The organism is Advenella sp. FME57 (genome assembly GCF_014897675.1).
Classification (GTDB): Bacteria; Pseudomonadota; Gammaproteobacteria; order Burkholderiales; family Burkholderiaceae_B; genus Advenella.
This window is the reverse complement of the sequence record NZ_JABUXU010000002.1, coordinates 39,584-64,747: the sequence shown is the minus strand read 5'-3', so window position 1 is coordinate 64,747 and position 25,164 is coordinate 39,584. Positions and strand designations below refer to the sequence as shown.

Below are 25,164 nucleotides of genomic sequence, written 5' to 3'. Positions count from 1 at the left end.
TAGTTATCAATACCATTATTATTAAATAAATAAGATTACGCTCAATCAAGCTGCCTCCAGCACCCCGCTTACACAGTCGTCGCCATCTCTGATCGACAGAAAACAACAGCCGCGCTTTTATATTGTCATTGCGCAAAAATGCCCAATATACGAATATATTGGTAACCCGGAGCCGATCATGGACAAACCCCCGCTTATTCACCACGCCCCTGCCCCTCATTGGGTCGGCAATGCCTTTCACGTACGGTCCATGTTCTCCTATGGACAACGGAACGTGAATCCCGATCCGTTTCTGCTGCTCGATTATGCGCAACCGCGGCATTTTTCTCCCAGCCAGGAGCGGCGGGGTGTGGGCGAGCATCCGCATCGCGGCTTTGAAACCATCACTATCGCCTACAAGGGCGAAGTGGCGCACCGGGATTCTTCGGGTGGCGGCGGCATCATAGCGGCGGGCGACGTCCAGTGGATGACAGCCGGCGCAGGCATCATGCACGACGAATTCTTTTCCGAAGCGTATTCAAAAAAAGGGGGAGATTTCGAAATGGTGCAGCTGTGGCTGAATCTGCCGGCGCGCGACAAAATGACGCCGGCACGCTACCAGAGCATCACGGCCGACGATATCCCGACCGTCACCCTACCCGATGAGGCGGGCACACTGCGGGTCATTGCCGGTAGGTACAAAGATTATCAGGGGCCGGCAACCACGTTCACACCGGTCAGTTTATGGGATATCAGCCTGCAGGCGCGCAGCAGCACCACATTCGAGCTGCCGGCGAACCACACGGTCATACTGCTGGTGCGCCATGGCACCGTAAGTGTAAACGGCAGTGTCGACGCAGGGGCCAGCCAGCTGGTCACATTTGCCCAGGATGGCACGACCATCACCATCCAGGCAAAAGAGGCGGCCGCCCTGCTGCTGATGAGTGGCGAACCTATCGCCGAACCGATAGCCGGGTATGGTCCGTTTGTAATGAATACCGAAGAACAAATCCGTCAGGCGCTAGCCGATTTCAACGCCGGGCAGTTCGGACGTCTTGGGCAGGCCCAGGACCGCTCCGCGACCGAATAGCTGACCAACAGCGGGCCCGGCAATGGCGGGGCCCGCTGCGCGCCAGGAATGCGCCCGTTCACTGCCGCGCCGGGGCGCTGACAGGCAACCAACCGGCGCCACTGGTTTTTACAGCGACAGCGCCTGTTCAGAGACGACGATGCCATCGGCATCGCTATACAGATACTGCCCAGGGACAAAACGGACATTGCCGAAAGTGACCGGCACATCGATCAGGCCCATGCTATTTTTACCGCTTTTGCGCGGATTGGTGCCCAGCGCCTTCACGCAAAAATCCATGGCGTCAATCTGTTCACTGTCCCGGATGGCGCCATACACGATGATCCCTGACCAGCCATTGTCCTGCCCCAGCTTGGCGATCATATCGCCTACCACGGCACAATGCAGGGATGCGGCCGCATCCACCACCAAAACGGCTCCCTGACCTGGTTCGGACAGGACCTGACGAATGAAGGTATTGTCTTCGAACACTTTGACCGTACGAACCTGCCCCGCGATGGCGCGTTTACGGCCGAAGAGTCTGAACTGGGTATCGCAGGACGGCAGCGACGGGTGCTGATCCATAATATCGCAGGTGATCAGCGCAGCAAGGGGTGAGGCAGACATGGCAAACTCCGGTAATGAATAGACTTGGACAGCCATTGTTATACCAGATCGGCGCAACAAAACGCATCCCCTTTTGTCGAACCGGCGGCTTTCGGGATCTAGCGGGCGGTCCGACCGGCAACAAGGCAAACCGCTGCGCCGGCGCTAGCCTCCTGAATACAGGGCGTCAATCTCGCGGCTTGTGGCAGGATGCGGCGCCGAACTGGGTCCGCCCGGAGGCAAGTGGGCCGATGGCGCGGACCGTAGCGAACCGGCGGACGTGATTGGCGAGCCCGTTGCCACAGCCTGTTGTGGTATCCGGGCGTCCAGCTCCTGCAGTAGCGCCTGATACTCAGGATTCTGCCGCAGCGTCTGGCGGCCGGCCTCAATGAGCGCGTCCACATCCTTGCGGTTGACGGTGAACAGCGTGGGAATGCGCAGCAAATGCCGGCGTGGCACGGACAGTCCTGCTGGCGCTTCACGCAGGCTGACGGGCACAACGTGCAATTGCGCGTCGGGTGCCAGCAACGCCTGCAATTGGGGATTGAGCGATTTTCTCAACGTAGCCCAGTGCCTGCCGGTGTCCTGCACCATCTGCATGGTCTGCGTAGTGACCCGGCCAGACGTACTGAACATGATCGTGTCAAAGACATCCGACAGCGTGGGGACATTTTCGCTTTTGTCGATATTGACGCTGGGGTCGCGCTCGGCGTTGATCACCACAAAGGCCACTTTCCTGACGGTGCCCTTGCTGATCTGGCCACGGCGCAACTGGCCGATACCGAGCGTGACGCGATCCATCAGCCCGCGCACGCCCAGGTTATCCGATAGCCCCCCGTCCACCAAATGGATATAGGGCCGATTTTTGCTGTCCAGATAACCCAGGACATCCGATCGGTAGGCGCGCATCCGGTAATCGCCTTGCAGTCTGGATACCTGCTCGCGTTTTCGGGCAGAATACGCACATTGTCCGGCATAATTTTTCAGCGTCAGCGGCGACAGCACCATTGGCACGGCGGCCGAGGACGCCACCGCAAACGAGAGAGGAATCTTGCGGATATCGGCGCACATCGTAGCCAGTTGGTCTGGCGAAAATTCAAAACTCGTGCCCTGGGATAAATCGGTCGCCAGCACGATCAGGTCTGCATGCGGATTGCGATACAGGTCTTCGTAGGTTTTGCCTTCATAGAGCATATCCAGTTTCTGCGCCAGCACATGGCCACGGCCGACCGTAGGCGAGACCGCAGCGGCAAAATTTTGCGGACTGAATATGGCGGACACCAGACTCTGTTGGAAATCCTTGTACAGATATTCGTTTTTAAACGCCGGGAAGGTCTTGCTGCCATTGAGCGCATAATAGGCAGCAACGATACTGCCTCCCGATACGCCACGCACCACATCGACCTGGCTGAGCAGCGTTTGGGTATGGCCGTTCCACCGGATCTGTGTGTCGGCCAATTCCTTGAGCACCCCGTAGCCAAATGCGGCCGCGCGCGCCCCGCCCCCGGAAATGCTCAGAATGATGACAAAGGACGGATCGGTCCTCTCGGTAAGCCGCGCCGTGTCAACGCCGGTGTCAGGGGTGCCCGGCGGCAGCGGCGGATTACGCCACGGCGTCAGCGACGAGCAGGCAGAAAGCGCCGACAGCAAAACAATGAAAACAAGTTTAGGAATCCACATGGCAGCCTATTTATGTGCAATGCTCCAACCCGACACCATCAGGCCCATACCGACAAGCGCCAGCAGCAGCCCTGCCCACTCCAGCCCCGACAACGAACTGCGGTCTACCAGATTGAGCCATAGCACCGAGACCACCACATAGACGGCACCATACGCCGCATAAACACGGCCCGTGGCCACCGGATGCAAGGTCAGCAGCCAGGCAAACAGGATAAGCGAGGCCAGGGATGCAATCAACACCCACCAATGGCCATCGCGGCGCAGCCAGAAATAGAACAGATAGCAGCCGGCAATTTCCGCAATGGCAGTCAGCGTGAAAAGAAAGAAAACTCGCAGCACAACCGTCCCCTGATGGATTCGAAACTGTGCTGATCATACCGCGTAATACCCATTAGCGTCTGTCAATAAGGCGGCTGCACCAGCTGCGTCGCTGCTCGATCCAGCAAAGGTGATTACTCTGTCAGGTGCATGACTGCGTGGTGAGGCGCCTGCGGCTCCATACAGGCCTGACCTGCGACACCTGTTCTAACCGCCAGCAGTCGTGGCCGGCCGATCGTCCGCAGCGCGGCAATTGATCAATACCACGCGCTCACCCGCACGCAGCAAGCCGCAGCCCAGAAACCCCTCAGCAACGCCGGCCGCCCATGCCGTGGGGCAAACTTTATTTAATCACACCGCACACCATGCGCCCGCCCCCACCGCCGAGCGCCTTGGGATGGTCAGAATAGTTATCGCCGCCCTCATGAATCATGAGCGCGTGCTGCTGCACGTCGGACAAGGCTTTGAGTCGCGGAGCCAGCACCGGATATGTCGATGTGCCATCGGCCGCGACAACCAGCCCCGGCAGGTCACCCACATGGCCCTGGTCACTATACGGCCCTTCATGCTTGCCCGTTTTCTTCGGATCCAGATGGCCGCCGGCAGCCAGGGCAGGCACCGTTTTGCCGTCCTTTTCAGCAGCATCACAACTGGCATTCTCGTGAACGTGAAAACCGTGCACGCCGGGATCAAGCCCCTTGAGATCGGGCGTAAAGAGCAGACCAAAAGGCGTTTCGCTGATGATCACCTGACCCATCTGGTTGCCCGTTGCCGACGTGGTCGCCTCGTTCATGGTCACTTTCAGTTCGGCGGCACTTGCCGTGGATATCATGCCTGCACTTAACATAGTTGCCAGTAACAATTTTTCCAATCTCATGGCGTACTCCCTCAATGAAAATCAACAAAGTAAAAGGCTAACATCCAAAACGAAGCGATCAAATCAATGTTTCAATTGCTTATAACTGGATGCAAATCTGTCATGAACGCCGGCATCAATGATAGCGGCAATCGCTGGCAATCCATGTTCCGGTCCGCAAGCCAAAAGGCGGACCGAAGGCGCCCGTTCCTTGCCGCCGCCCAGAACTGTTCTCGCGCGACTATCAGAATAGAAAAGCCAGGGTTTCAAAAAGACAAAGCATGCGCTAAGGGTTTTACCTGTGTGGATTACTGTATATATCCTGTCTAATAGCTAAAAAAACGAGATGGGGACAACATGAATTCGGATTTAATCCTGATCGCTTTACTGGACGGTCTGTCATACGCCGGCCTGCTCTTTCTGGTATCGCTTGGACTCACGCTGATCTTTGGCGTGATGGGCATTCTTAACGTCGCCCACGGCGCATTCTATGCCTATGGCGGGTATGCTGCTGCAACACTCATCGCCGTTTATGCACCAACCACAGAGTCGGCGATCCTGCCATTGCTCTCACTGTTTCTGGTGGCCATTATTGTTGGCATCATACTGGGCTCGATTGTGGAATTTGTGCTGATACGCAGGACCCATGGCTACGATCCTATTCTGAAACTGCTGTTGACGTTCGGCGCCTTTCTTATCTTTGAGGATCTGCAAAAATTCATCTGGGGCGCGCAGCCCTATACCGCCAGCGAAGTGGTCGGGCGCCTGGGAAATATAGAGATAGGCAACATCACCTATACCACCTACCAGTTGTTGATCATCCCCGGCACGGCCCTGATTGCGTACGTGGTCCTGGTCTATTTTCTCAGGTATACAAGGCTTGGCAAACAGATTGTTGCCATTACCCATAACAGCGAAGTGGCTACCGCAATGGGAATCAATGCCAGGCGCATCAGCTATTTCACATTTGTCATAGGCACTATTCTGGGCGTGCTGGGCGGCGCGCTTGCATCGCCCACCACTTCCCTGGTCCCGGGCGTTGGTGCCGATATGGTGGTCTTGTCTTTTGCGGTGGTCGCCACCGCCGGGCTGGGGCAGATTACCGGCGCACTTATTGCCGCAATACTTATAGGCGTAATACGGTCGTTCTCTATCTATCTGGCGCCGGAAGTAGAAGTCGCTGTGCCTTACATCATCATGGTGCTGGTACTGGTATTCAGGCCTAACGGATTATTCAAAGTTGCACAGGCCAGAACAATATGAAAATTTATACACTCAGTTTGATGTCGGCACTGCTCGTGCTGCTCTGCGGCTACCTGGTGCCCTGGACCATTACTCCCCTGATCATCGGCCTGACCTATGCCATTGCGGCACTGGGCATTTCGGTGATGCTGCGCGCCGGCCAGGTGTCATTCGGCCATGCCATGTATGCATCGATCGCCGCGTACAGCATTGCTTTTATCTCCCGATTGCGTCCCGAGACCGATGTCATCGTGCTCATCTTGTGCAGCGTAGTGATCGCCACTTTGTTCAGCGCCTTAATCGGCATGTTTGTTGCCCGGTACCGGGGTATTTTCTTCGGCATGCTCAATCTTGCCTTAAGCATGGTGCTGTTTGCCCTCACCACCAAATTCTACGATATTACCGGTGGCACTGACGGCATTCGCGTCAGCAGGCCGACCGTGGCGGGCATTGTGCTTGACCGAAGCGCCTTCGAATTTACGCTGATGTGCATTGCCCTGGCCGGTTCGCTTCTCATAGCCTGGGCAGTGCAGCGCTATTTCCGCTCGGGCAATGGCCAGGCGCTGGCAGCAATCAAGACCAACGAAACCCGGCTTGAGTATCTGGGCATTTCACCCCGCCACGTGCTATGGAAGGGCTATATATTATCCGGCGCCGTGGTGGGGTTTTCCGGCGCCATCCTGGCCCTGATACAGGGACTGGTCACGCCGGAAATCGGCACCTGGCTGCGTTCAGCAGAGTACGTGTATATCACGATTCTGGGTGGCGCCGCCCATGTTGGCGGTGCATTTATCGGCGCCGCCATCTTTGAAACCGTCAAACTGCTTTCTTCGGCCTATTTCCCCGGTTTCTGGCAGGCCATTCTGGGGCTGACGCTGATCCTGGTTATTTTCGTCGTGCCTAACGGGGTGGTAGGTCAAATCATGCGAAAACGCAAACTGAAGCGAGCCTAGGAGAAGACAAGCGATGGAACCATTAGTAAAGACGCAAAATCTCAGTCTCGCATTTGGCGGTGTGGTCGCGGCCGACCAGATCAATTTTGAACTGCATGAAGGCGAAAAGCTGGCAGTCATCGGCCAGAACGGCGCCGGCAAGACCACTTTTATCAACATCTGCACTGGATATCTGAAGCCCGATTCTGGCAACGTCTACTTCGCCGGCAAGGAAATCACATCCCTGTTGCCCCGAAAGATTGTCCGGCTCGGCATGGGAAGATCCTTTCAGCTTCCTCAGCTGTTTACCGAACATACCGTGCGCGAATGCATTCAAATTGCGGCGGCGAGCAGAAATACCCGCCTGAGCTATTTTCAGCCATTGAGTCGTCTGGCCGACGCCCGTGAAGTGGATGAAACACTGGAACTGGTGGGTCTGTCGCAGGACGCCAGTGCGCTTTCGGTGGACCTGCCGGAGGGCAAGAAAAAACTTCTGGATGTGGCCATGGCCCTGTCGCTGCGTCCGCGCCTGCTGATCATGGATGAACCGACCAGTGGTGTGGCATCAGAAGATAAACACAGCCTGATGCAACTGGTCATGGACGCGCTTGAGCAGCGCAAGGTGACCAGCTGGTTTGTCGAACATGATGAGGACATCGTCGCCCGCTATGCCACCCGCGTTGCGGCCTGGATTTCCGGCAAAATCGCCGCCGACGGCAGCCCGTCCCAGGTGCTGAACAATCCGCTGGTCCGCAGCGCCGTGCTCGGAGACCATTGATGCTTAGCCTGAATAACGTAAGTGTGGATCTGGCCGGCAATCAGATCCTCAGAAATATCACAGCAACGTTCGATAGCGGGCTGACCATCGGCATTGTGGGACGCAATGGCGCAGGTAAAACCACCCTGCTGCGCGCCTTGATGGGTCTGGTCAAAGTGCGTAGCGGCGACATCCGGTTTGATGACGCCAACCTGACCGCGCTTGCGGGTCACGCCAGAGCAGCGCTGCACATTGGCTATGCGCCGGAAAACCGGGTTATTTTCCCGACATTGTCGGTAGAGCAGAATTTGCGCCTGCCCTGTGAAGTACAGAACATGAGTGCCAGCGCGATCAAAGCACGCCTGGAGTGTGTGCTGCAAGCCATACCACAACTGGTGCCCATGCTGGATCGCTCGGGATCGGCCTTATCGGGCGGTCAGGGCAAGATGGTGGCGCTGGGCCGCGCGGTGATGATCGGCACAAGGCTGCTGCTTCTGGACGAACCCTTTCAGGGCCTGGCGCCGCGATTGGGCGCCGAATATACCGAAGCCCTGAACCGGTTAAAGCAGCTTGAGCCCGAACTGAGCATCGTAATGACAGAATCAAATATCAAGCTGCTGGGAGATATTCCAAACCAGATATGGAATATTGAACGCGGAGAAATGAGCTTATATGGAAATCAAAGGACAACTGAAAATGCCGCAAATGATCATTAATGGACGCAAGACAAATGCAATATCCGGGCAAATGCTGGATGTAATTTCGCCGGTGGATGGCACCGTTTTTACCCAAATTCCACGAGGCGATGAGGCCGATGTCGACCTTGCGGTCAAGGCAGCCAGAATTGCGGCTGAAGGCCCCTGGAAAAAATTCACGGCACTCGAACGCGGTCGACTCCTGGTCAAATTAAGCGGATTGATTCTGGAGAACGCAGAGCAACTATCCCAGCTGGAAGCCAAGGATACCGGCAAGGCGATTTCCTCGGCACGAAACGATATTCAGGTGATGGCGCGCTATTTCGAGTTCTATGGCACCGCGGCCGACAAGGTGCACGGCGAGGTTATTCCCTTTTTGAACGGCTATTCGGTGCAAGCCATCAGGGAACCCCTGGGTGTGACTGCACATATCATTCCCTGGAATTATCCGGCGCAAATGGTCGGCAGAAGTGTTGCGCCCTCCCTGGCCATGGGCAATGCATGCGTTGTCAAACCGGCAGAAGACGCCTGCCTGTCGGTGATCCGGGTTGCCGAACTGGCGCTGGAGGCGGGCCTGCCTGCGGGGGTATTCAATGTGGTCACCGGTCTGGGCGAGGAAGCCGGCGCCAGCCTGTCGGCGCACGAAGACATCAACTTCGTTACCTTCACCGGCTCCAATGAAGTGGGCGTGCTGGTGCAGAAAGCCGCCGCAGAACATGCCGTCAAGTGCGTGCTGGAACTGGGCGGGAAATCCGCTCATGTGGTGTTTAACGATGTCAATATGAAGCTGGCCGTCCCGGCCATTGTCAAAGGCATTATCGCCAACACCGGCCAGACCTGCACGGCAGGCAGCCGTCTGTTGATTCAGCGCGATATTTTCAACGAATTCATCGGCCTTGTTGCCGAAGAATTTTCCAAAACCAAAGTGGGCACGCCAGACATGGATTTGCACTGCGGCCCGGTCATCAACAAGTCGCAGTTTGACCGCGTCAACCGGTATCTGGAACAAGGTAAAAAAGACGGCCTGAAAATACTTGCGCAGGGACAGATTGAAGCCGGTGTTCCGGACGGCGGCTATTACGTGACGCCAACCCTGTTTGTTGCCGACAATCATGACAGCGATCTGTTGATGCAGGAAATTTTTGGACCGGTTCTGGTCGCACTGGCTTTTGATACCGAAGAGCAAGCCGTACATCTGGCAAACATTACCGATTACGGCCTGATGGCCGCCGTCTGGAGCGAGAACGGGGGCATCCAGCAGCGGGTAGCCAAAGAAGTGAAATGCGGACAAGTGTATATCAACGGCTTTGGCGCCGGCGGCGGTGTCGAACTGCCCTTTGGCGGCGTCAAGCGCAGCGGACACGGGCGTGAGAAAGGTCTGGTTGCGCTCGAGGAAATGAGTACGACAAAAACCATCATTCACTATCACGGTTAATCCACATCACTCTATAAGGGAACTATACAACATGGCTGTTCTGGATAATAAAATCGCTATTGTCACCGGTGCCGGCAGCGGGTTTGGGCAAGGCATTGCCACTGCTTATATCGATGAAGGCGCAAAAGTCATTGTGGCCGATATCAACGAAGCGGCCGCCTTGCGCGTTGCCGGCGCGCTCGGAAACAATGCCAGTGCGTTTACCGTCGATGTCTCCAATGGCGAGCAAGTCCGGGCACTGGTCGCGCATTGCGTGGATACTTTCGGTGCTCCCGATATCGTGGTCAATAACGCCGCCATCACCCACAAGAACCAGCCCATGCTTGATGTGGACGAAGCGATGTTTGACCGAATGTTCGATGTCAACGTCAAGTCGATTTACCATATGGCCCAGGCAGTCGTTCCCGTTATGCGCCAGACGGGTGCCGGCGTCATCCTCAATATCGGCTCAACAGCAGGGATAAGGCCGCGTCCCGGCCTGAGCTGGTACAACGCGTCCAAGGGCGCTGTCAATGTGCTGTCCAAATCCATGGCGGTCGAATTGGGCCCTGACAATATCCGGGTCAATGCCATTTGCCCGGTCATGGGTATCACCGGCATGTTCGAACTGTTCATGGGCCTGCCCGACACGCCAGAGAACCGCGCCAAATTCATTTCATCCATTCCGCTGGGCCGGTTTTCCACGCCCAAAGATGTGGCCGCAGCCGCCGTCTTTTTGGCCAGCGATGCCGCTGCGTTTATGACCGGCGTCGAGTTGCCGGTCGATGGCGGCCGAACTGTATAAAGAAAACATGCGATGAAAATCAAAGCAGCCATATTAAGGGCAATGAGCACGCAGTTGCCTTATGCGCAAAGCCGGCCATTGAGTATTGAAGAGGTGGAACTGAGCGCGCCCGGCGACGGCGAACTGCTTGTCAAAATGCAGGCCAGCGGCCTTTGTCATTCGGACCTGTCGGTCATCAATGGCGATCGCCCAAGAGGTATGCCCATCGTGCTGGGCCATGAGGCCTCGGCCACCGTCATCGAATGCGGGCGTGCAGTCTCCGACCTGAAACCTGGCGACCATGTGGTGATGGTGTTCGTGCCCAGCTGTGGTTGCTGCGCACCCTGCGCCGAGGGGCGACCCGCATTATGCATACCCGGCGCCATCGCCAATACGGCCGGCACCCTGCTATCCGGCGATAAGCGCCTGTCCCAAGGTGGCCAGCCGCTAAACCACCATACAGGTGTTTCGTGCTTTGCAGAATACGCCGTGGTTTCCCGACGTTCCTGCGTCAAAGTCAATCGCGATCTTTCCCACAGGGAAGCGTCCCTTTTCGGATGCGCCGTTCTCACCGGCGCCGGCGCCGTCATCAACCGGGCCAGATTGCAGGCCGGTGATACCGCTGCCATCGTCGGCCTGGGCGGCGTCGGCCTGAGCGCACTGATCGCGGCGGTGGCCTCTGGCGCCAGACGGATCGTGGCTGTCGATCTGAGCGACGATAAGCTGGCGCTGGCAAAAACGCTGGGGGCAACACACTGCATCAATCCCAGAGTGATCAAGGACAATAGCGAGCTGATCGCGCAGGCCGGCGGTTGCGTAGACTACGGCTTTGACATGGCTGGCGCCGTGCAGGCATTCGAGACGGCCTATACGCTGACCAAAAGAGGCGGGGCGACCATTACATCCGGCCTGCCCAATCCCCGGGCCAGCTTTGCGCTGCCGCTGGCGCAAATGGTGGGCGAGGAAAGGACGGTGCAAGGCAGTTATCTGGGATCCGGCGTACCGTCGCGGGACATTGAAAAATATATAGACCTGTATGTCGCAGGAAAGCTTCCTGTGGACAAGCTGATGGGGCAGACCTTCACACTGGACCAGATCAATGAAGGTTTTGATCACCTTGCGTCAGGTAACGGACTGAGAGACACCATCCTTTTTTAGAGTGCAATAACAATCAGGAGACATAACCATGCTAAAAAAAACCATGCGACTTATGGCTACGGCGGCAATCGCCGGCATTGCCATGAGTACCAGTGCTTTTGCCCAGGAAAAACCAGCCGAGATCAAGCTGGGCATATCCACTTTTCTTTCCGGCTCTGCTTCGGTTTTCGGCGTACCGGCACGCCATGCGGCTGATCTGCTGATCAGCGACATCAATGCGGCCGGCGGCATTGACGGCGTCAAGATCGTGCCCACCTATATTGACGAAGGCGGCGGTGGCGAAAAGCTGCTTTCCGAGTATCGTCGCCTGGCAGAGAACGGAACCCGCGTCTTTCTTTCTGCCATTTCCAGCGGCAACTGCAACATCATTGCACCGGTGGCAGAAGACCTGAAGACACTCAATATCTTGTGGGACTGCGGCACCGAAAAGGTACTGGAAGAGAAAGAATACAAATACGTTGTACGGACCCAGGCCAATGCCACTGCTGAAATGATCGCCTCTGTCCTGTATCTGCTCAAGACAAAGCCGGACTTCAAGACACTGGCCATCGTCAATCAGGATTACGCCTGGGGCCGTGATTCCAGAGAGATTTTCCTGGCTACGCTAAAACGCTTCAAGCCTGACGTGCGTGTAGTCGCGGAAATGTTCCCGAAATTTGGCGCTGCCGATTTCTCTACGGAAATCAGCCGCCTGCAGGCATTACGGCCGGATGTCATTCTGTCCACATCCTGGGGCGGAGATCTGGATAACTTCGTGCGCCAGGCTTCGCAGCGTAATCTGTTCAAAAACTCCACGTTCGTGCTGCCGCTTGCAGAAAGCTCGCTGGAACGCCTGGGCAGTGCACTACCGGCAGGCGTGATTGTCGGCGCCCGTGGCGACCACTACTTCTTGCATCCGGAAACCAAAGATGATCCGAAGCACCAGGCCTTTATCAAGAAATTTCGTGAAAAAACCAATGCCTATCCGATTTACTCGGTCTACCACATGGTGCAGGCGATCCATGGCCTGAAAGCCGGTTACGAAAAAGCAATCAAGGATAACGGCGGCAAATGGCCGAGCACCGAACAAGTGGCCGCGGCTATGCACGATGTGCAATTTACCGGCTTTGGTCGCAGCCTGAAAATCGATCGTGCCGACGGCCAGGCTTACGAAGCGCAATTGCTCGGTATTACCAAGAAAGTGCCTGAGTACCCTTTCGCAGTGCTGGACAAGATGATTATCTATTCTGGCGACAAACTGATCGCGCCGGCCGGCAAAAAATCCATGGAATGGCTCAGCACCGTCGAACCGACAGCGCTCAAGGCTGAAGAAGGCAAGCAATACGATCACTGAAATCCGCAGCCGCAACTGTCAGGGCGCACCGAACTATTTTCCTGCTTAACGCTCTGACAGAAAATCGCTGCAAGCAACCTCGCTGCGCCCCATCGTCATGGATATCGACGCCGGGCCGCAGCGTTTTTTATGTCGTATCAGGCTCTTGAGGCATGACTAAAGGCATCGGCGCATGCTACATGGCAGAGGGCGTCGGCGCCGTGTGCGCGTTTACTGGTCGCGCACTTTCGCACCTCGTGCATGCGGCAGGAAATGCCAGAAAATCGCTGCAGAGATAAAGCCAAAGCCGCCTGTCAACGCGATACCGGCACCCAGTGATACCAGCGCAGTCATGCCCGACAACAGAAAAGGGCCGGCGCTGCTGCCCACGTCGCTGATCAGCCGCCAAAGCCCCAGAAACTCGGTGCGCCCGTGATCGGGAGAGGCGTCCGCCCCCAGCGTCATATTGATCCCTGAGCCAAAACCATTGCCCAACCCCAGCAGCATGGCAACCACGATAAAGGCGAACACGGTGGTGGTAAATGGCATGATCACAAGTGAAATACCCATGATCAGGGTGCAGGGCAAAGCCACCCACAGCCGTCCCCAGTCATCCATGATCTTGCCGGCAGGATAGAACATCAGCATATCCACCGCCGAGGACAATCCAAAAATGACCGAGGTTGCTGTCGGGCTCAGGCCGATATAATCGGCCCACAACGGGATCACAATCTGCCTTGCCGCGCGCATGGCGCTGATCAGCAAGACAGCCAGGCCCAGCGACATGAACACGCCGGCATGCTCGCGGGCAATACGCGCCATGCGAGGTTTGGCCGCCGACAGGCTTTGCACCCTGGGTTCGACCTTCAGATCCGGCATATAGTAGGTCAGCACCGTTGACGCGACCAGGGCAGCCAGCCCCACCCAGTAGGCGCCGGACAGCCCCACAAAATGCATCACTGCTGCCCCCGCGAATGGCCCGGCAAACATGCCGATGCGGTTCACCCCGCCCAGTACCGAGAGCGCCCGGGCGCGCATGTAAAAAGGCACGGCCTCGATCATATAGGTTTGCCGGGCAAGAAAGAAGACAGACGTTGACACGCCGATCAACAACGTCGCCAACGCCAGCAGCAACGCATGATTGGCAAAAATGCAGAGCAACAGGGCAATGATGGTAATCGCCGACGCACCCAGCAGCGCGCTTCGCTCGCCCACACGCGAGGTGATCAGCGCAGCGGGGATATTGGCCAGCAGTGAACCCAGACCGATCAGCGCAATGATCAAGCCCGCCAAGGCAGGTGTAGCGCCCAGATCGCGGGCGCTCAAGGCAATCACCGGCAAAATCGCACCGTTGGCAAATCCGAAAAGCAGCGAAGGGCCGTACGCAGGAATGGCAATACTTTTTAAACTGAAACTGCTGTCTGCCATGCGGCTGTCCTTCGTAAGGCTTGATGATATCCAGCATTTTACCCGGCGCAATGGCAACCGTTGCAGCAATGCACGTCTTTGGACGCATGACGCGCTTGCGTATTCTGCAAACGCCCGGACATACACCGGGACATCAATCCCTGTTGGTGACGCCGGCCGGGCATCAGCCGGTGATCCTGGCTGGCGATGTCTGGCATTCGTATGCAAATTTCAAACACAATCGTGTTCCCGGGTTCAATACCAGCCGCAAGCAACCACTTGCATCCATGCAAAGACTGCACGATCTGGCAAGAACCACGGGCAAGCGCATTGTTATCGGACATGCGCCGGAAGATTTTGCACCGATCAGCCAGAACCGCGAGTGATGCCCGAAAGGGTGAGATCGCGGCGTCATCAACAATGGCATTGATCAAATCGCACCCTATACTATTTTTGTTATCGCTTTTGTTCCCGTCTTCATCTGTATAAAAGGAAAAACACGAGGCCCGGATTAGCTGATATGGTCAAAAACATAAAAAACCGTCCATATCAGTGGCCTGTGGACACACTCTGACCATATGGCTAAAACATGGGCAAATTATTAAATTTTTGTCCATATCGGTTTATCTTGCCCGAAACGCAGAAAACGGGCGGTTTTCACAGAGCAAGACAATAAAACGAATACGCTGCAGGCATACAAGACCCGGCAATAGAAAACCGCTACTCTATTTCCGGGCCAGCGGCTACGCTGGTCTTTTAAGGGTTGATGAATCGCTCTTCAATCGTTGGCACGGAATGATGTTCATGCGTAATAAGCCATTGGTCATTGCGTTTTTCTAAACCGACGGTCAGGCGAAATTCAAGCGGACCGGCTGACGTACCATCGCAATGCATCTTGCACGTAACAAACGCAACATTCTCGCCGGCCGTTATACGCAGATCGGACGGTTCATAGGTGATTGGCCCCCTGGGATTGGCATAGAAAAAATCCCAAGTGCCGTCGTAGGCATTGATACCCTCGAATACATCTGGAAAATCGAACATTAACAGGTCTGCGGCATGATGCTTGAGAATTCCCTTGCGATCGCCGGTGCTGACCGAATGTGCCCAATCGCGGACAATGCGTTCGACTTGTTCAGTTTCAAGACTGGCCATTCTAGATTCTCCTCGCTGTTGGTCGGAAAACTTTCACTCATTGCAATTTTACGCTCATAAAGCGCGCGCTTATCGTGCATAAGCAATCAGACTGCCATCCTTCAGGCTTGCCCCGCCCTTACTGCTTTAGCTGGGCCCCACGGCATGTCTATGGCGTTGATCCCTCCGATAAAGCACTCGACTGCGGGATCGCTTGCTTTTCCCGACCCAGCATAAATAGCAGCACACTGACCAGCAACGCTGCTCCGAGGTTATAGCGCATTCCGGACACAAAGGCCGAGGCGTAGCGGTCTGCTTGTGCCACTTCACTATCGTGCACTGCCAATGCCATGCCAAACAAAATACTCACCACTGCCACACCCAGCGCGGCACCGACCTGCTGGACCGTTGATATTACGCCAGAGGCCATGCCTGCCTGCGCTTGTTCTACGAATCCCAATACCAAATTCAACAACGGCGTCATGATGACTCCCTGGCCGGCACCAACCACAATCAACACTGGAATCAATCGCACAGGTTCCAATGTCGACCCTGCCACCTGCACCTGGGCAATCAGCAACCCGATAGAAATTGCATAGACAATCGCACCCGCAACAATGGCGCTGGTTCCCCACCGCGCAACCAGGCGCGGCGCGGCCAACGAGGCGACAACAAAACCCACGCTACAAGGCGCGAAGATACTGCCTGCGACAAAGGGATCCAGTCCCAGTCCAGACTGCATGAGCAGCGCAAAACACAGGAAGAATGAACTGGAGGTTGAATAGACCAGCAGCACCAATAATGCACCCAAAGCGAAACGGCGCTGCGACAGTAAGCGCATATCCACCAACGGCAGGTGACCATCGGCGCGCCGTCGCTCCTGTTGTCGATAAAACAGAGCCAGTAGCACGCACGCTGCTGCCAGCGCCCACAGGCTCCAATCAGGCCAGTCGTGCCCCGGCCCTTCAATCAACGGCACCAGCAATAGCGTGAGCCCGGCGCTGACCAGCGCCACGCCGGTCCAGTCCAGCACCGCGCGCTGCGGTGCACGGGATTCTGGTATGTAGCGAGCCCCAATGATGGCAAACAAGCCAATCGGCACATTGATCAGAAAGATGCTGCGCCAACCCAGACCGAACAAATCAGCGTGCACCAGCCAGCCGCCCAGCACCTGGCCTGCGATAGCTGCAAGGCCCAAGGTCATGCCCAACAGTCCGAACGCACGGCGACTCTCGTTACCATCGAAATTGACGCGGATCGACGCATATACCTGCGGAAACAACAAGGCAGCCGTCAAACCCTGCAATACCCGCGCACCGATCAGAAAACCTGCAGTAGATGCCAGCCCGCACAACGCCGAGGCCAGCGTGAACCCGGCCATGCCGATAACGAAAAGACGGCGGCGGCCGAACAAGTCGCCCAGCCGCCCTCCGGTAATGAGCAATACGCCAAAGGCCAATTCGTACCCAGCCACGATATAACCGATCTGCGCGAAGCTGGCTCCGAGACCAACCTGTATGCGGGCAATAGCCACATTAACCACGAACAGATCGAAAATCGTAACGAAACCGGCTAACAGCAGCACGGACAGACCGAGCCATGGTGGCGTATCAACAGCGTTCGCCGACACTGTCGACAAAGGGGAATTCGAGTTCATCTTGCTTATCCAGAGTAACGATGCAATCATTGTCGATCTTCTGTTAAACAATTACAATTTAACTGTTTATACTATTACTTAAAGCAATGAGATAACCAATGCGAACCATGGAACGAACGCGTAGCGATCTAGCCGTTTTCCTGCGAACACGTCGTGAACGCCTGTCGCCCACCGATGTGGGACTGCCCAGCGGTGGACGGCGCCGCACACCGGGGCTTCGTCGCGAGGAAGTAGCCGCGCTTGCCGGTGTTGGCCTGACTTGGTATACCTGGCTGGAACAGGGCCGTGATATTGGCGTATCTGCCGGCTTTCTGGACAACCTTTCGCGAGTGCTGAAACTGGATGCCTCTGAGCGACGGCATCTGTTCCTGCTGGCACATGAAAGACCTCCTGCAGAACCGGGCAAAACCTGGTGTGTGGTGCCACCGCCTGTGCTGCGGCTAATGCATGACCTGGCGCCGCATGCGGCATACGTTCTAAATTTGCGCTGGGATGTACTGGCGTTCAATGCTGCGGCAGACCAGCTTTGGCAATTAGGATCACATTTGCCCGGACGCCGAAATCTGCTTTGGCTGCTCTTTACAGATCCCTTCGTACGCGAGCGGCTGGATGTTTGGGAAGACCAGGCACCACAGATGCTATCGAGCTTTCGTCGTGACTTTGCCCTCGCTACTCAGGAAGCGGACATTCATGAACTTGTAGATGAACTGAAACAGGTGTCGCCTGAGTTCAAAGCGTGGTGGCCAAAGCACGAGGTACACACCGGCTGCAACGGAACACGCAAGCTGATGATCGACGGCAAGGCCGAGTCGTTTGAGCAAACCTCGCTAACCATTGATGCAGATCGGCATTTGCGGTTAGTCGTTTATGCAAGGCAAAAAGTTGATGCTGCGACCGATCAGTGGCCGAAACAATGACACGTTGTAGATTCGAAAAATAAAAAAGCCGCTACTCCATTTTCAGGCTAGCGGCTAAGATATTCTTTCTACAAGATTTTCCTGGTGGGCTGGGCGAGACTCGAACTCGCGACCAATGGATTAAAAGTCCACTGCTCTACCGACTGAGCTACCAGCCCAGGAAAGAAAAAGATTATGAAGGAATTCGAACTTGCTGTCAATACTATTTGCATAATTGCGACAAAGAAATTAAATTTTTTCTTTGTCGCAACGGGCACAACGACTTTTAACGTTCGCGCGAGATACGCACTTCTGCGCCACGACGTTTTACTTCAAGACCATCAGACTGAAGAATCTTCAACCCTTCCAGGCCTTTGATATAACTGGAGCCCTGCATCTGCATGACACGAATCTTGTTGCGCATGACAACCGGGTTGTGCGTGGGCATGCCGAACATCCAGACCTCATCCAGGATGCGCGCCGAGTTGAACTCACCCATATGCCGCAGGACGGGCCCCAGACAGAGCATATGGCCTTCACGACCAAAGACCGGCACCGAGTCTAGCCCGCACTCAACCGTGAGCACCTGGCCGCCCTCATAGCGTTGGTTCAGGTTCAGGTCCCACCAGGCATCGCCTTCGGGCAGATAGACATTCACCGACGAGCCTGGCTGCAGCACCGGTGCCACAAGCAGTGCCGGACCCAGCATGTATTGCTGGTCCCAGGCACGTGCCTTGGCATCGTCAGGATACGCCAGCGCCATCATCCGCTGCACCGGCAGGCCGGTGCGTACGGCATCTTCAATGACGCCATTAATATATGGGATCAGGCGATAGCGCAGTTCAAGCAATGTCCGGATCTTTGTCTGGATGTCTTCCGGATAGGCACTGGGCAATAATGCCGGCGCGGCCTGAAAGGCGAACCCGGCAGAAAACACGCAAAGGCCCAGCATGCGCAGATACAGCGTCGCGTCCAGCGGGGTGTCGCCATCCAGTTGCTCGGGATTACCCAGATCGTGCGTGACCGCGATCACGCCGCTGGCCTGAATCGACAGCCCCTGGCGCAACCACTGCGTCAGCCCGTCCCAATCATTGGCCGATGCCGGCGTTTTTTGCCAGGCCACGCGCTGCACGGCCATAATCAGATCTGCAGAAGGCACTACGCCTTCTGTAGGCGTCTTGTTCATGGAAACAGCATCGAACAGTGCCCGGCGCAGCAACAGTGGATACAGCTCTCTGAGCAGCGCGCCCGATTCGCCATTGCGTGCACTGACCGCATCGGGGATCTCTACCGGAAACGAACTGTGGAAAGCGCTGACACCTTCGTCGACCAGTTGATGATGCCGCTCGACCCAGAACGCATAGGCATCCTTGTAGGTCAGGTCCAGCAGACCAAACGGCACATTGCCGTTTTCCGGTACACCGTCAAAAACAAACGCATTGCCATCGTCGCCGGTCAGCAGCCAGCCGCGATCTTCAAGATCGTCGAACAGAACCGATTCACGCGGTACGCCTGGGAAGGATGGAACACAGATTTCAAAAAACTTTTCGCGCAACGCGCCAAGCGTGCGGCGCGCATCGTCCATGCGGCTGCCATCCCATTCCAGCACCAGCTTGTCTGCCTGAAACTGCACCATGGAAGGCTGGGCAAAATCCAGGACATCCAATGGAAACTGGGACTGTCGCAGCGCTTCGGCCTGTGCAACAAAGTCTGGCGTAGACTGGCCCGGCTGCTGCTTGAGCCATGAACCCATGGCCCACAACGGCGGCTGGCCGGCACGACCGGTTAGCGCGGAATATTGATTGAAAATTTCGGGGACATCGCCAGCAAACAGAAACAGGTCAAAAACCGGACCATCCATAAAAATCTGATAGGTGCCCGGATTGTCTTCTGTGCCAGGATCGTGCATGACCCGCTCAAGCGAGTTCGCGTATATTCCCCAGCCCCTGGGATTCCAGGCCAGCGGCAAATAACGGAAGTCGTTCAGGTCGGACACCATTTCCACGCCGCGGCGGTTGAAGTCGCCAGCGGTTTCGCCAAGCCCGAAAACCGGTTCGTTGTCCGGCAGATCGAACATGACCGACCAATGGGCAGGCTGTCCGGCTTCGGACTCCATGACCAGCGGCGTCTCAAAGCCATCATCGGTGCGCAAAATACATGTATCGCCACGGAACAGCGAAATGTTCAGCGGACTGTTGCAGATCACCAGAGAGACGTCGCCCTGGGTGAAACGCCAGCCAGACTCATCAATCAGCGACTCGGTGAGCATGTCGCCGATGCACTCGTCGCGAGCGATGGTCAGTGCCTGGCGCTGCTTCTGGCGCGCGGTTTGTTTTTCTTCGGAGAGCCTGTCGGGCAACCCTGCCAGGATCCTGAATACGCCCGGGCCGTGGGCCTCGACGCGCAACAATAAATCAGTGTCCGTAGAAAACTCGGCATGCGTTGCATGAGCGGACTTGAATACAAGACGATCAAATTGAATCACGTGAGTTCTTTTCAGTGAGGGGGAATACCGGGGCATGGAAACGGGCAAGAGATTCCCTAAAAACGCTTATTTTGACTCATTTACCACACAAAATAAAATCAATTTCGGGTTTTGGCTAAAAAACAAAGCGGATGCGGCCGTTTTTCAAGCGATTTTTTCAGCGCGGCGCCACCGCCTGCAGCAAATCTCGCTCCAGCGGAACTGGCTCTGCATTGAGCATGGCGGCGATAACATCGCCGGCCAATGCCGACCAGGTCAGGCCATGGGATGCGTAGCCGCAAGCGAGCCACAGCCCGGGCGCGTGGCGCATTGGACCAAAAGCAGGCAACCGGCCCCGGATAACCGCCCGGCTTCCGGCCCACCCGGCAAACACCGGGGCATCGTCGTGCTGCGCTGCCTGCGCATGGGCTGGCAGTGCATTGCCCCCGTCGCCGCTACTTTCATCGCCTGCCTCACCGGACGAGGCCAATGGCGACAATCCGGCAATGGGCGCGTGCGCCGCCATTGCATCGACGACCGGCTGCAAGACGGCTGGCGCAAGCGCCGGCGCCAGTTTGCTCACGATTTGTTGCTGGCCGCGACGGGTACATCCCTGCCTGACCGGTTCCCGTTCGTAGGTGCTGCCCAATACGCATTGCCCCTGCACCGCCGGCAGAAAATAGCCTTCTGCGCCAATCACACTGACTGGCACCTGCGGCAGCATTGCCGCCGGCACATGCATGACCTGTCCGGCCAACGTATCCATGGACATGATCGCTGGTATGGTCGGCTGCCTGCGTCCTGAACGCAAGGTATGGTGATCCAGGCCGCTTTGGGCCAACAGTGCCGGCGTATGGGCGGCGGCCGCCAGGATAACGGTATCGCATTCGGCCACGACCACGGACTCCTTGTTCTGATGAGACCGCAACTGCCAGCCTTGCGCCCCTTTTTGCAGCGAATCAATCTGCACGCCATGGCAGACAATATTGGGATGGGACAACAACTTGCGGATCAGATTGGGGGGTGAAACCGTCATGCCTTTGACAAAGTACGCGCCGTGGCGAGTGACGCCGACGCCGGCGCGCGTGGCGGCCTGCGGCGGCGCTGTCAGGCTGACCCACCCTTCGGGGTAGGTCATGGCCTGCACAGCCTGTAGCAGGTCGCGCGCATGCCCTTTGCTGCGTGCCAGCTCCAGCGTACCGCTACGCGAGACGATGATATCGGCGTCAAAGTCCGCCCAGCGTTGATGGGCGCGATACACCCCGGCTCGGCTCAGTCGCGCCTTGAAATTATCATCAACGGAAATAAGCGGCGTGAGGGCCGCGGCAAGATGGCCTGCCTGGGGTCCCGACTGATCATGAGCCAGTGCCGGATCGGTCACGTGCACGTGCCAGCCGCGCAATGCCAGCGCATAGGCCACGCCCGCACCAGCAAGACTGCCGCCGACCACCCATGCGGTGCGTGCCGGCGCGACCAGTGGCTTGGCCGGTTTATGCAGCCGCGCCAGCAGTACCTGCCATGGCTGGCTCAATGGATGCAAAGCCAGGGCCCGCGACCCCTTGTTTCTGATCGCTTGTTGTAGTTGCTCAAGCACCGGCTGGGGTGCAACCACGGCCAGATCTGCCGCTGCAATACGCAACACACTGTCGGCATAGTGCGCAATTTCGGCGAGCCGGCGGGTCGAATCCACCAGCACCAGATCCACAACGGCAACCAACTGCGAGAAAGTCTGGCTTACCGGACCGATCAGGCGCGTCACCGTGAGCCGGTGCGCCGGCGCATCGAACCGATGCACCCCGGGCAGCAGCGGCACGCCTGCATCATCAGAGGCAGCCAGCAGCCCGTCCAGGGCTGCACATGCGTCATCGCTGTTTGCCGCAAGCGGGGTTCGCGCCGCCGAGGTAGACGCCAGTGCGCCTTCAGTCGTAACCTTCGTCTCTGACGAGGCGATGGCCGCGGCTTCAAAAAACACCAGATGCAACTGCGCCTGAGCTGGTGCGTGACGTTGCCAGTGCGCCAACAAGGTCGCTGCAACGTGAGCGCCATTAGCGGCCAGCACCAAGGCCGTAAAGGTGTTCTCCTGCTGCATGCTTTTTTGCAAATGCACCATCGCCTGCTCCAGCACCGCACTGAAATTGTCCAGCGCACCTTCCATCAACCCTTCTCCCTACCGATACTTAACAGACAGGCGCGCCCGCGGCGGCCTGCATTGGGCCACCATGCATCGCCGTCGCGCCATTTACACAAAGTACACAAAGAATACCCGGTTTTGCCGCAATGCGAACCCGGGCAAAGCTATTCATTTTATAATCGTCCGATTATCGGGATTTATCCCGGCTGCTGTTCCGATTCAAATCCAGACGGAGTATCACGCATGTCTTCTTCCCTCATCGACTTCGGTATTGCGCTTGATGCCGGCATCAAGGCAGCCCATGCGGGAGCCTCGGTACTGCAGGCCTATTCGCATCGCCGATCCGACCTGATCATCGATCACAAAGCCAGGAATGATCTGGTCTCCCAGGCCGACAAGGAAGCAGAACAGGCCATTCTGGATACCTTCGCCCAGTTGACGCCCCACTTTGGCATTGTTGCTGAAGAATCCGGCGGCAAACCGGAAGGCGTTGCCACCTGGTATATTGATCCGCTGGACGGCACAACCAATTATCTGCATGGCATTCCACACTATGCCGTCTCGCTCGGGCTTATCGCCCATGCCGGTACGGTGCTGCCTCAGGCATCCGAGCCGCTGACCCGCGATACCCCGGTCGTTGCGATTGTATATGACCCCAACCGCGAAGAGTTGTTTACGGCCGTGGCAGGCACCGGCGCCTGGCTTAACGGTCAGCGTATCTCCTGCTCAAAAACGGCCACGCTGGCCGATTCACTGCTTGCAACCGGATTCCCTTTCCGCGACTTTTCCTTCGAAGATCAATACACCCCCATCTTTGACACAGCGATTCACACCACTCGCGGCCTGCGCCGCAATGGGGCCGCTGCACTGGACCTGGCCTGGGTCGCTTGCGGACGCTTCGATGGCTATTTTGAAATGGGCCTGGCGCCGTGGGACGTCGCCGCCGGTGCATTGCTGGTGCGGGAAGCGCAAGGTCGCGCAGACGATATGTATGGCAATGACCCCTGGCCCATCAACGGGTTTGTGGTCGCCGCGGGCAACGGTCTGTTTCCGGCACTCTCGGCCATGATTACCCCTCATCTCAAACCGCGATAGCCTAACCGGTCGTTACAGTCATGGCGCAAAAAAATCAGCACCCCTCCGAAGCCGTCCTGGTCCATGTACCGCGCAGACTCGACACCGAGGATGCGCAGCTTGCGCTCGAGCGCATTCAGGAACTGCTGAAAAAGCACGCCATTGTCGAACAATTAGTGCACCGCCAGGAAGCCGGCGATGAGCAGTCGACGCTGGTCGAAGGCCTGATCCGGCGCCAGCATGAAGCCGAACTGAGCAATACCCTGAATGCCCTGCATCCGGCAGATATCGCATTCATTCTGGAATCGCTACCCACCGAAGAGCGCCAGCTTATCTGGGGCCTGGTCAACTCCAAGTACGACGGCGACATTCTGCTGGAAGTAGACGACTGGGTCCGGGAATCGCTGATTGCGTCCATGGATCGGGCCGATCTGCTGGCTGCAACCGAAGACCTGGATGCCGACGAGCTGGCCGATCTGGCCGCCGATCTGCCTCCGGACATTGTGGCCGAGGTACAGAAAGGCCTGACCGAAGCCGAACGGGCGCAACTGCTCGAAGCAATGGGTTACCCCGAGGGTACGGTCGGCGCCATCATGGACTTCGAAATGGTCCGGGTGCGCGAGGACGTCACCCTGGAAGTGGTCCTGCGCTATCTGCGCCGCCTCAGTGAACTGCCGGATCACACCGACCAGATTTTCGTGGTCGATCGCGGCGATCAGATTCTGGGCGTGCTGTCCGTTTCCCGCCTGCTGGTCAGCGACCCCGATACCATCGTGAAAGACGTCATGAACACCGACTACCTTTCATTGGGTCCTGATGACGAAGACCGTGAAGCGGCCAGCGCATTTGAACGTTACGATCTTGTTTCCGCACCAGTGGTGGACCAGCAAAACCGGCTGATTGGCCGACTGACCATTGCCGAGGTGGTGGACGTGATCCGCGAAGACTCGCAGGAACAGGATCTGTCACGTGCCGGTCTGCAGGAAGAGGATATTTTTGCGCCTGTCTCCAGCGCGATCCGCAACCGGGCGCCCTGGCTGTTTCTGAACCTGTGCACGGCGTCGGTCGCCGCCTATGTGGCTTCCCAGTTTGAAGACACCGTCAGCACCATTGTGATTCTGGCTTTTCTTATGTCCATTGTGGCGGGCATTGGCGGCAACTCAGGCAACCAGACCATGACACTTGTCATTCGCGCTCTTGCCATGGGCCGTATTACCTCCAATAACGTGAAATCGCTGCTGCGACGTGAATTTGTGGTGACATTCCTGGTAGGCATTTCAGGCAGTCTGGTCGCCGCCGCCTTTGCATGGCTTGTCTCGCGCAGCCTTTCCATTGCGGCAGTAATGATGGCGGCACTGGTCTGCAACATGCTGATCGGCGCCATGCTGGGCGTCCTGATTCCTTTGACGCGGGACCGCTTCGGCAAGGATCCGGCCATGGGGTCCTCGGTGCTGCTCACCTTTGCCACCGACTCGCTTGGCTTCTTTGTCTTTCTGGGACTGGCAAACCTGTTTCTTATCTAGCAAGCATCTGCCGTCGTTGTCCGGCATGACGCGCCGCCCAGATTATTCACCGCCATCCGCATAACAAAAAATCCCT

At 56.9% G+C, this 25,164-nt stretch carries 22 protein-coding genes and 1 tRNA gene; 13 read left to right on the top strand and 10 right to left on the bottom strand.

Annotated elements, in window-relative coordinates:
- Nucleotides 1-178: 178 nt before the first annotated feature.
- Nucleotides 179-1,069: a pirin family protein gene (locus INT32_RS03275; RefSeq protein WP_193087308.1), complete on the top strand. Its 891-nt coding sequence runs from the start codon at nt 179-181 to the stop codon at nt 1,067-1,069.
- Between the two features lie 108 nt (nt 1,070-1,177).
- On the opposite strand, the gene rraA is transcribed toward INT32_RS03275, so the two are convergent.
- From rraA to sodC, 4 genes are all read right to left on the bottom strand, one after another.
- Complete coding sequence (gene rraA, locus INT32_RS03270; RefSeq protein ID WP_193087307.1) at nt 1,178-1,675, bottom strand: ribonuclease E activity regulator RraA; 498 nt, start codon at nt 1,673-1,675, stop codon at nt 1,178-1,180.
- 144 nt (nt 1,676-1,819) lie between these two features.
- Nucleotides 1,820-3,334, bottom strand: coding sequence for a patatin-like phospholipase family protein (locus INT32_RS03265; protein WP_193087306.1), 1,515 nt, complete (start codon nt 3,332-3,334; stop codon nt 1,820-1,822).
- Between the two features lie 6 nt (nt 3,335-3,340).
- Complete coding sequence (locus tag INT32_RS03260; RefSeq protein ID WP_193087305.1) at nt 3,341-3,673, bottom strand: YnfA family protein; 333 nt, start codon at nt 3,671-3,673, stop codon at nt 3,341-3,343.
- Between the two features lie 322 nt (nt 3,674-3,995).
- Nucleotides 3,996-4,529 (bottom strand): superoxide dismutase family protein, encoded by a 534-nt coding sequence (gene sodC / locus INT32_RS03255; RefSeq protein WP_193087304.1) that lies wholly within the window; start codon nt 4,527-4,529, stop codon nt 3,996-3,998.
- Nucleotides 4,530-4,865: 336 nt separating this feature from the next.
- On the opposite strand from sodC, the gene INT32_RS03250 reads away from it, so the two are divergent.
- From INT32_RS03250 to INT32_RS03215, 8 genes are read left to right on the top strand one after another with little or no spacing between them, the layout of a single operon-like run.
- Nucleotides 4,866-5,771 carry a branched-chain amino acid ABC transporter permease gene (locus tag INT32_RS03250; RefSeq protein ID WP_193087303.1) on the top strand — a complete coding sequence of 302 codons (906 nt, stop codon included), beginning with the start codon at nt 4,866-4,868 and terminating at the stop codon, nt 5,769-5,771.
- Nucleotides 5,768-6,703, top strand: a complete 936-nt coding sequence (locus tag INT32_RS03245; RefSeq protein WP_193087302.1) for a branched-chain amino acid ABC transporter permease — start codon at nt 5,768-5,770, stop codon at nt 6,701-6,703. The genes INT32_RS03250 and INT32_RS03245 overlap by 4 nt, the downstream gene beginning before the upstream one ends.
- 13 nt (nt 6,704-6,716) lie before the next feature.
- A complete protein-coding gene (locus tag INT32_RS03240; RefSeq protein ID WP_193087301.1) occupies nt 6,717-7,460 on the top strand; it encodes an ABC transporter ATP-binding protein in 744 nt (247 codons plus the stop codon).
- Nucleotides 7,460-8,155 (top strand): ABC transporter ATP-binding protein, encoded by a 696-nt coding sequence (locus INT32_RS03235; protein WP_193087300.1) that lies wholly within the window; start codon nt 7,460-7,462, stop codon nt 8,153-8,155. The genes INT32_RS03240 and INT32_RS03235 overlap by 1 nt, the downstream gene beginning before the upstream one ends.
- Nucleotides 8,136-9,569, top strand: coding sequence for an aldehyde dehydrogenase family protein (locus INT32_RS03230; RefSeq protein ID WP_193087547.1), 1,434 nt, complete (start codon nt 8,136-8,138; stop codon nt 9,567-9,569). The genes INT32_RS03235 and INT32_RS03230 overlap by 20 nt, the downstream gene beginning before the upstream one ends.
- 31 nt (nt 9,570-9,600) lie before the next feature.
- Nucleotides 9,601-10,353 (top strand): SDR family oxidoreductase, encoded by a 753-nt coding sequence (locus INT32_RS03225; protein WP_193087299.1) that lies wholly within the window; start codon nt 9,601-9,603, stop codon nt 10,351-10,353.
- A gap of 12 nt (nt 10,354-10,365) precedes the next feature.
- Nucleotides 10,366-11,490, top strand: coding sequence for a zinc-dependent alcohol dehydrogenase family protein (locus INT32_RS03220; protein WP_193087298.1), 1,125 nt, complete (start codon nt 10,366-10,368; stop codon nt 11,488-11,490).
- Nucleotides 11,491-11,518: 28 nt separating this feature from the next.
- Complete coding sequence (locus tag INT32_RS03215; protein ID WP_370540165.1) at nt 11,519-12,823, top strand: ABC transporter substrate-binding protein; 1,305 nt, start codon at nt 11,519-11,521, stop codon at nt 12,821-12,823.
- A 210-nt stretch (nt 12,824-13,033) separates the two neighbouring features.
- On the opposite strand, the gene INT32_RS03210 is transcribed toward INT32_RS03215, so the two are convergent.
- Nucleotides 13,034-14,230, bottom strand: a complete 1,197-nt coding sequence (locus INT32_RS03210) for an MFS transporter (protein ID WP_193087297.1) — start codon at nt 14,228-14,230, stop codon at nt 13,034-13,036.
- Between the two features lie 23 nt (nt 14,231-14,253).
- Between INT32_RS03210 and INT32_RS03205 the strand changes: the two genes are divergently transcribed.
- Nucleotides 14,254-14,595 (top strand): hypothetical protein, encoded by a 342-nt coding sequence (locus INT32_RS03205; RefSeq protein ID WP_193087296.1) that lies wholly within the window; start codon nt 14,254-14,256, stop codon nt 14,593-14,595.
- 370 nt (nt 14,596-14,965) lie between these two features.
- On the opposite strand, the gene INT32_RS03200 is transcribed toward INT32_RS03205, so the two are convergent.
- Both INT32_RS03200 and INT32_RS03195 read right to left on the bottom strand, forming a co-directional pair.
- A complete protein-coding gene (locus INT32_RS03200) occupies nt 14,966-15,364 on the bottom strand; it encodes a nuclear transport factor 2 family protein (protein WP_193087295.1) in 399 nt (132 codons plus the stop codon).
- Between the two features lie 148 nt (nt 15,365-15,512).
- Nucleotides 15,513-17,000, bottom strand: a complete 1,488-nt coding sequence (locus INT32_RS03195) for an MFS transporter (protein ID WP_193087294.1) — start codon at nt 16,998-17,000, stop codon at nt 15,513-15,515.
- Between the two features lie 98 nt (nt 17,001-17,098).
- On the opposite strand from INT32_RS03195, the gene INT32_RS03190 reads away from it, so the two are divergent.
- A complete protein-coding gene (locus INT32_RS03190) occupies nt 17,099-17,917 on the top strand; it encodes a helix-turn-helix transcriptional regulator (RefSeq protein ID WP_193087293.1) in 819 nt (272 codons plus the stop codon).
- Between the two features lie 82 nt (nt 17,918-17,999).
- Here the strand turns inward: INT32_RS03190 and INT32_RS03185 are convergent.
- From INT32_RS03185 to INT32_RS03175, 3 genes are all read right to left on the bottom strand, one after another.
- Nucleotides 18,000-18,075: transfer RNA gene (locus INT32_RS03185), tRNA-Lys, on the bottom strand.
- A 107-nt stretch (nt 18,076-18,182) separates the two neighbouring features.
- Entirely contained in the window at nt 18,183-20,417 is a 2,235-nt protein-coding gene (locus tag INT32_RS03180; RefSeq protein ID WP_193087545.1) for a glycoside hydrolase family 31 protein, read from the bottom strand.
- Nucleotides 20,418-20,538: 121 nt separating this feature from the next.
- Nucleotides 20,539-22,515, bottom strand: a complete 1,977-nt coding sequence (locus INT32_RS03175; protein WP_226816510.1) for an FAD-dependent oxidoreductase — start codon at nt 22,513-22,515, stop codon at nt 20,539-20,541.
- A 219-nt stretch (nt 22,516-22,734) separates the two neighbouring features.
- Between INT32_RS03175 and INT32_RS03170 the strand changes: the two genes are divergently transcribed.
- Entirely contained in the window at nt 22,735-23,586 is an 852-nt protein-coding gene (locus tag INT32_RS03170; protein ID WP_193087291.1) for an inositol monophosphatase family protein, read from the top strand.
- Nucleotides 23,587-23,606: 20 nt separating this feature from the next.
- Nucleotides 23,607-25,088, top strand: coding sequence for a magnesium transporter (gene mgtE / locus INT32_RS03165; RefSeq protein WP_193087290.1), 1,482 nt, complete (start codon nt 23,607-23,609; stop codon nt 25,086-25,088).
- Nucleotides 25,089-25,164 lie beyond the last annotated feature (76 nt).

What these genes read in the sequence shown, in the direction of transcription:
- INT32_RS03275 (WP_193087308.1), top strand. Translation starts at nt 179, where the DNA reads ATGGACAAACCCCCGCTTATTCACCACGCCCCTGCCCCTCATTGGGTC.
- rraA (WP_193087307.1), bottom strand. Translation starts at nt 1,675, where the DNA reads ATGTCTGCCTCACCCCTTGCTGCGCTGATCACCTGCGATATTATGGAT.
- INT32_RS03265 (WP_193087306.1), bottom strand. Translation starts at nt 3,334, where the DNA reads ATGTGGATTCCTAAACTTGTTTTCATTGTTTTGCTGTCGGCGCTTTCT.
- sodC (WP_193087304.1), bottom strand. Translation starts at nt 4,529, where the DNA reads ATGAGATTGGAAAAATTGTTACTGGCAACTATGTTAAGTGCAGGCATG.
- INT32_RS03250 (WP_193087303.1), top strand. Translation starts at nt 4,866, where the DNA reads ATGAATTCGGATTTAATCCTGATCGCTTTACTGGACGGTCTGTCATAC.
- INT32_RS03245 (WP_193087302.1), top strand. Translation starts at nt 5,768, where the DNA reads ATGAAAATTTATACACTCAGTTTGATGTCGGCACTGCTCGTGCTGCTC.
- INT32_RS03240 (WP_193087301.1), top strand. Translation starts at nt 6,717, where the DNA reads ATGGAACCATTAGTAAAGACGCAAAATCTCAGTCTCGCATTTGGCGGT.
- INT32_RS03235 (WP_193087300.1), top strand. Translation starts at nt 7,460, where the DNA reads ATGCTTAGCCTGAATAACGTAAGTGTGGATCTGGCCGGCAATCAGATC.
- INT32_RS03230 (WP_193087547.1), top strand. Translation starts at nt 8,136, where the DNA reads ATGCCGCAAATGATCATTAATGGACGCAAGACAAATGCAATATCCGGG.
- INT32_RS03225 (WP_193087299.1), top strand. Translation starts at nt 9,601, where the DNA reads ATGGCTGTTCTGGATAATAAAATCGCTATTGTCACCGGTGCCGGCAGC.
- INT32_RS03220 (WP_193087298.1), top strand. Translation starts at nt 10,366, where the DNA reads ATGAAAATCAAAGCAGCCATATTAAGGGCAATGAGCACGCAGTTGCCT.
- INT32_RS03215 (WP_370540165.1), top strand. Translation starts at nt 11,519, where the DNA reads ATGCTAAAAAAAACCATGCGACTTATGGCTACGGCGGCAATCGCCGGC.
- INT32_RS03210 (WP_193087297.1), bottom strand. Translation starts at nt 14,230, where the DNA reads ATGGCAGACAGCAGTTTCAGTTTAAAAAGTATTGCCATTCCTGCGTAC.
- INT32_RS03205 (WP_193087296.1), top strand. Translation starts at nt 14,254, where the DNA reads ATGATATCCAGCATTTTACCCGGCGCAATGGCAACCGTTGCAGCAATG.
- INT32_RS03200 (WP_193087295.1), bottom strand. Translation starts at nt 15,364, where the DNA reads ATGGCCAGTCTTGAAACTGAACAAGTCGAACGCATTGTCCGCGATTGG.
- INT32_RS03195 (WP_193087294.1), bottom strand. Translation starts at nt 17,000, where the DNA reads ATGAACTCGAATTCCCCTTTGTCGACAGTGTCGGCGAACGCTGTTGAT.
- INT32_RS03190 (WP_193087293.1), top strand. Translation starts at nt 17,099, where the DNA reads ATGCGAACCATGGAACGAACGCGTAGCGATCTAGCCGTTTTCCTGCGA.
- INT32_RS03180 (WP_193087545.1), bottom strand. Translation starts at nt 20,417, where the DNA reads ATGCCCCGGTATTCCCCCTCACTGAAAAGAACTCACGTGATTCAATTT.
- INT32_RS03175 (WP_226816510.1), bottom strand. Translation starts at nt 22,515, where the DNA reads ATGGAAGGTGCGCTGGACAATTTCAGTGCGGTGCTGGAGCAGGCGATG.
- INT32_RS03170 (WP_193087291.1), top strand. Translation starts at nt 22,735, where the DNA reads ATGTCTTCTTCCCTCATCGACTTCGGTATTGCGCTTGATGCCGGCATC.
- mgtE (WP_193087290.1), top strand. Translation starts at nt 23,607, where the DNA reads ATGGCGCAAAAAAATCAGCACCCCTCCGAAGCCGTCCTGGTCCATGTA.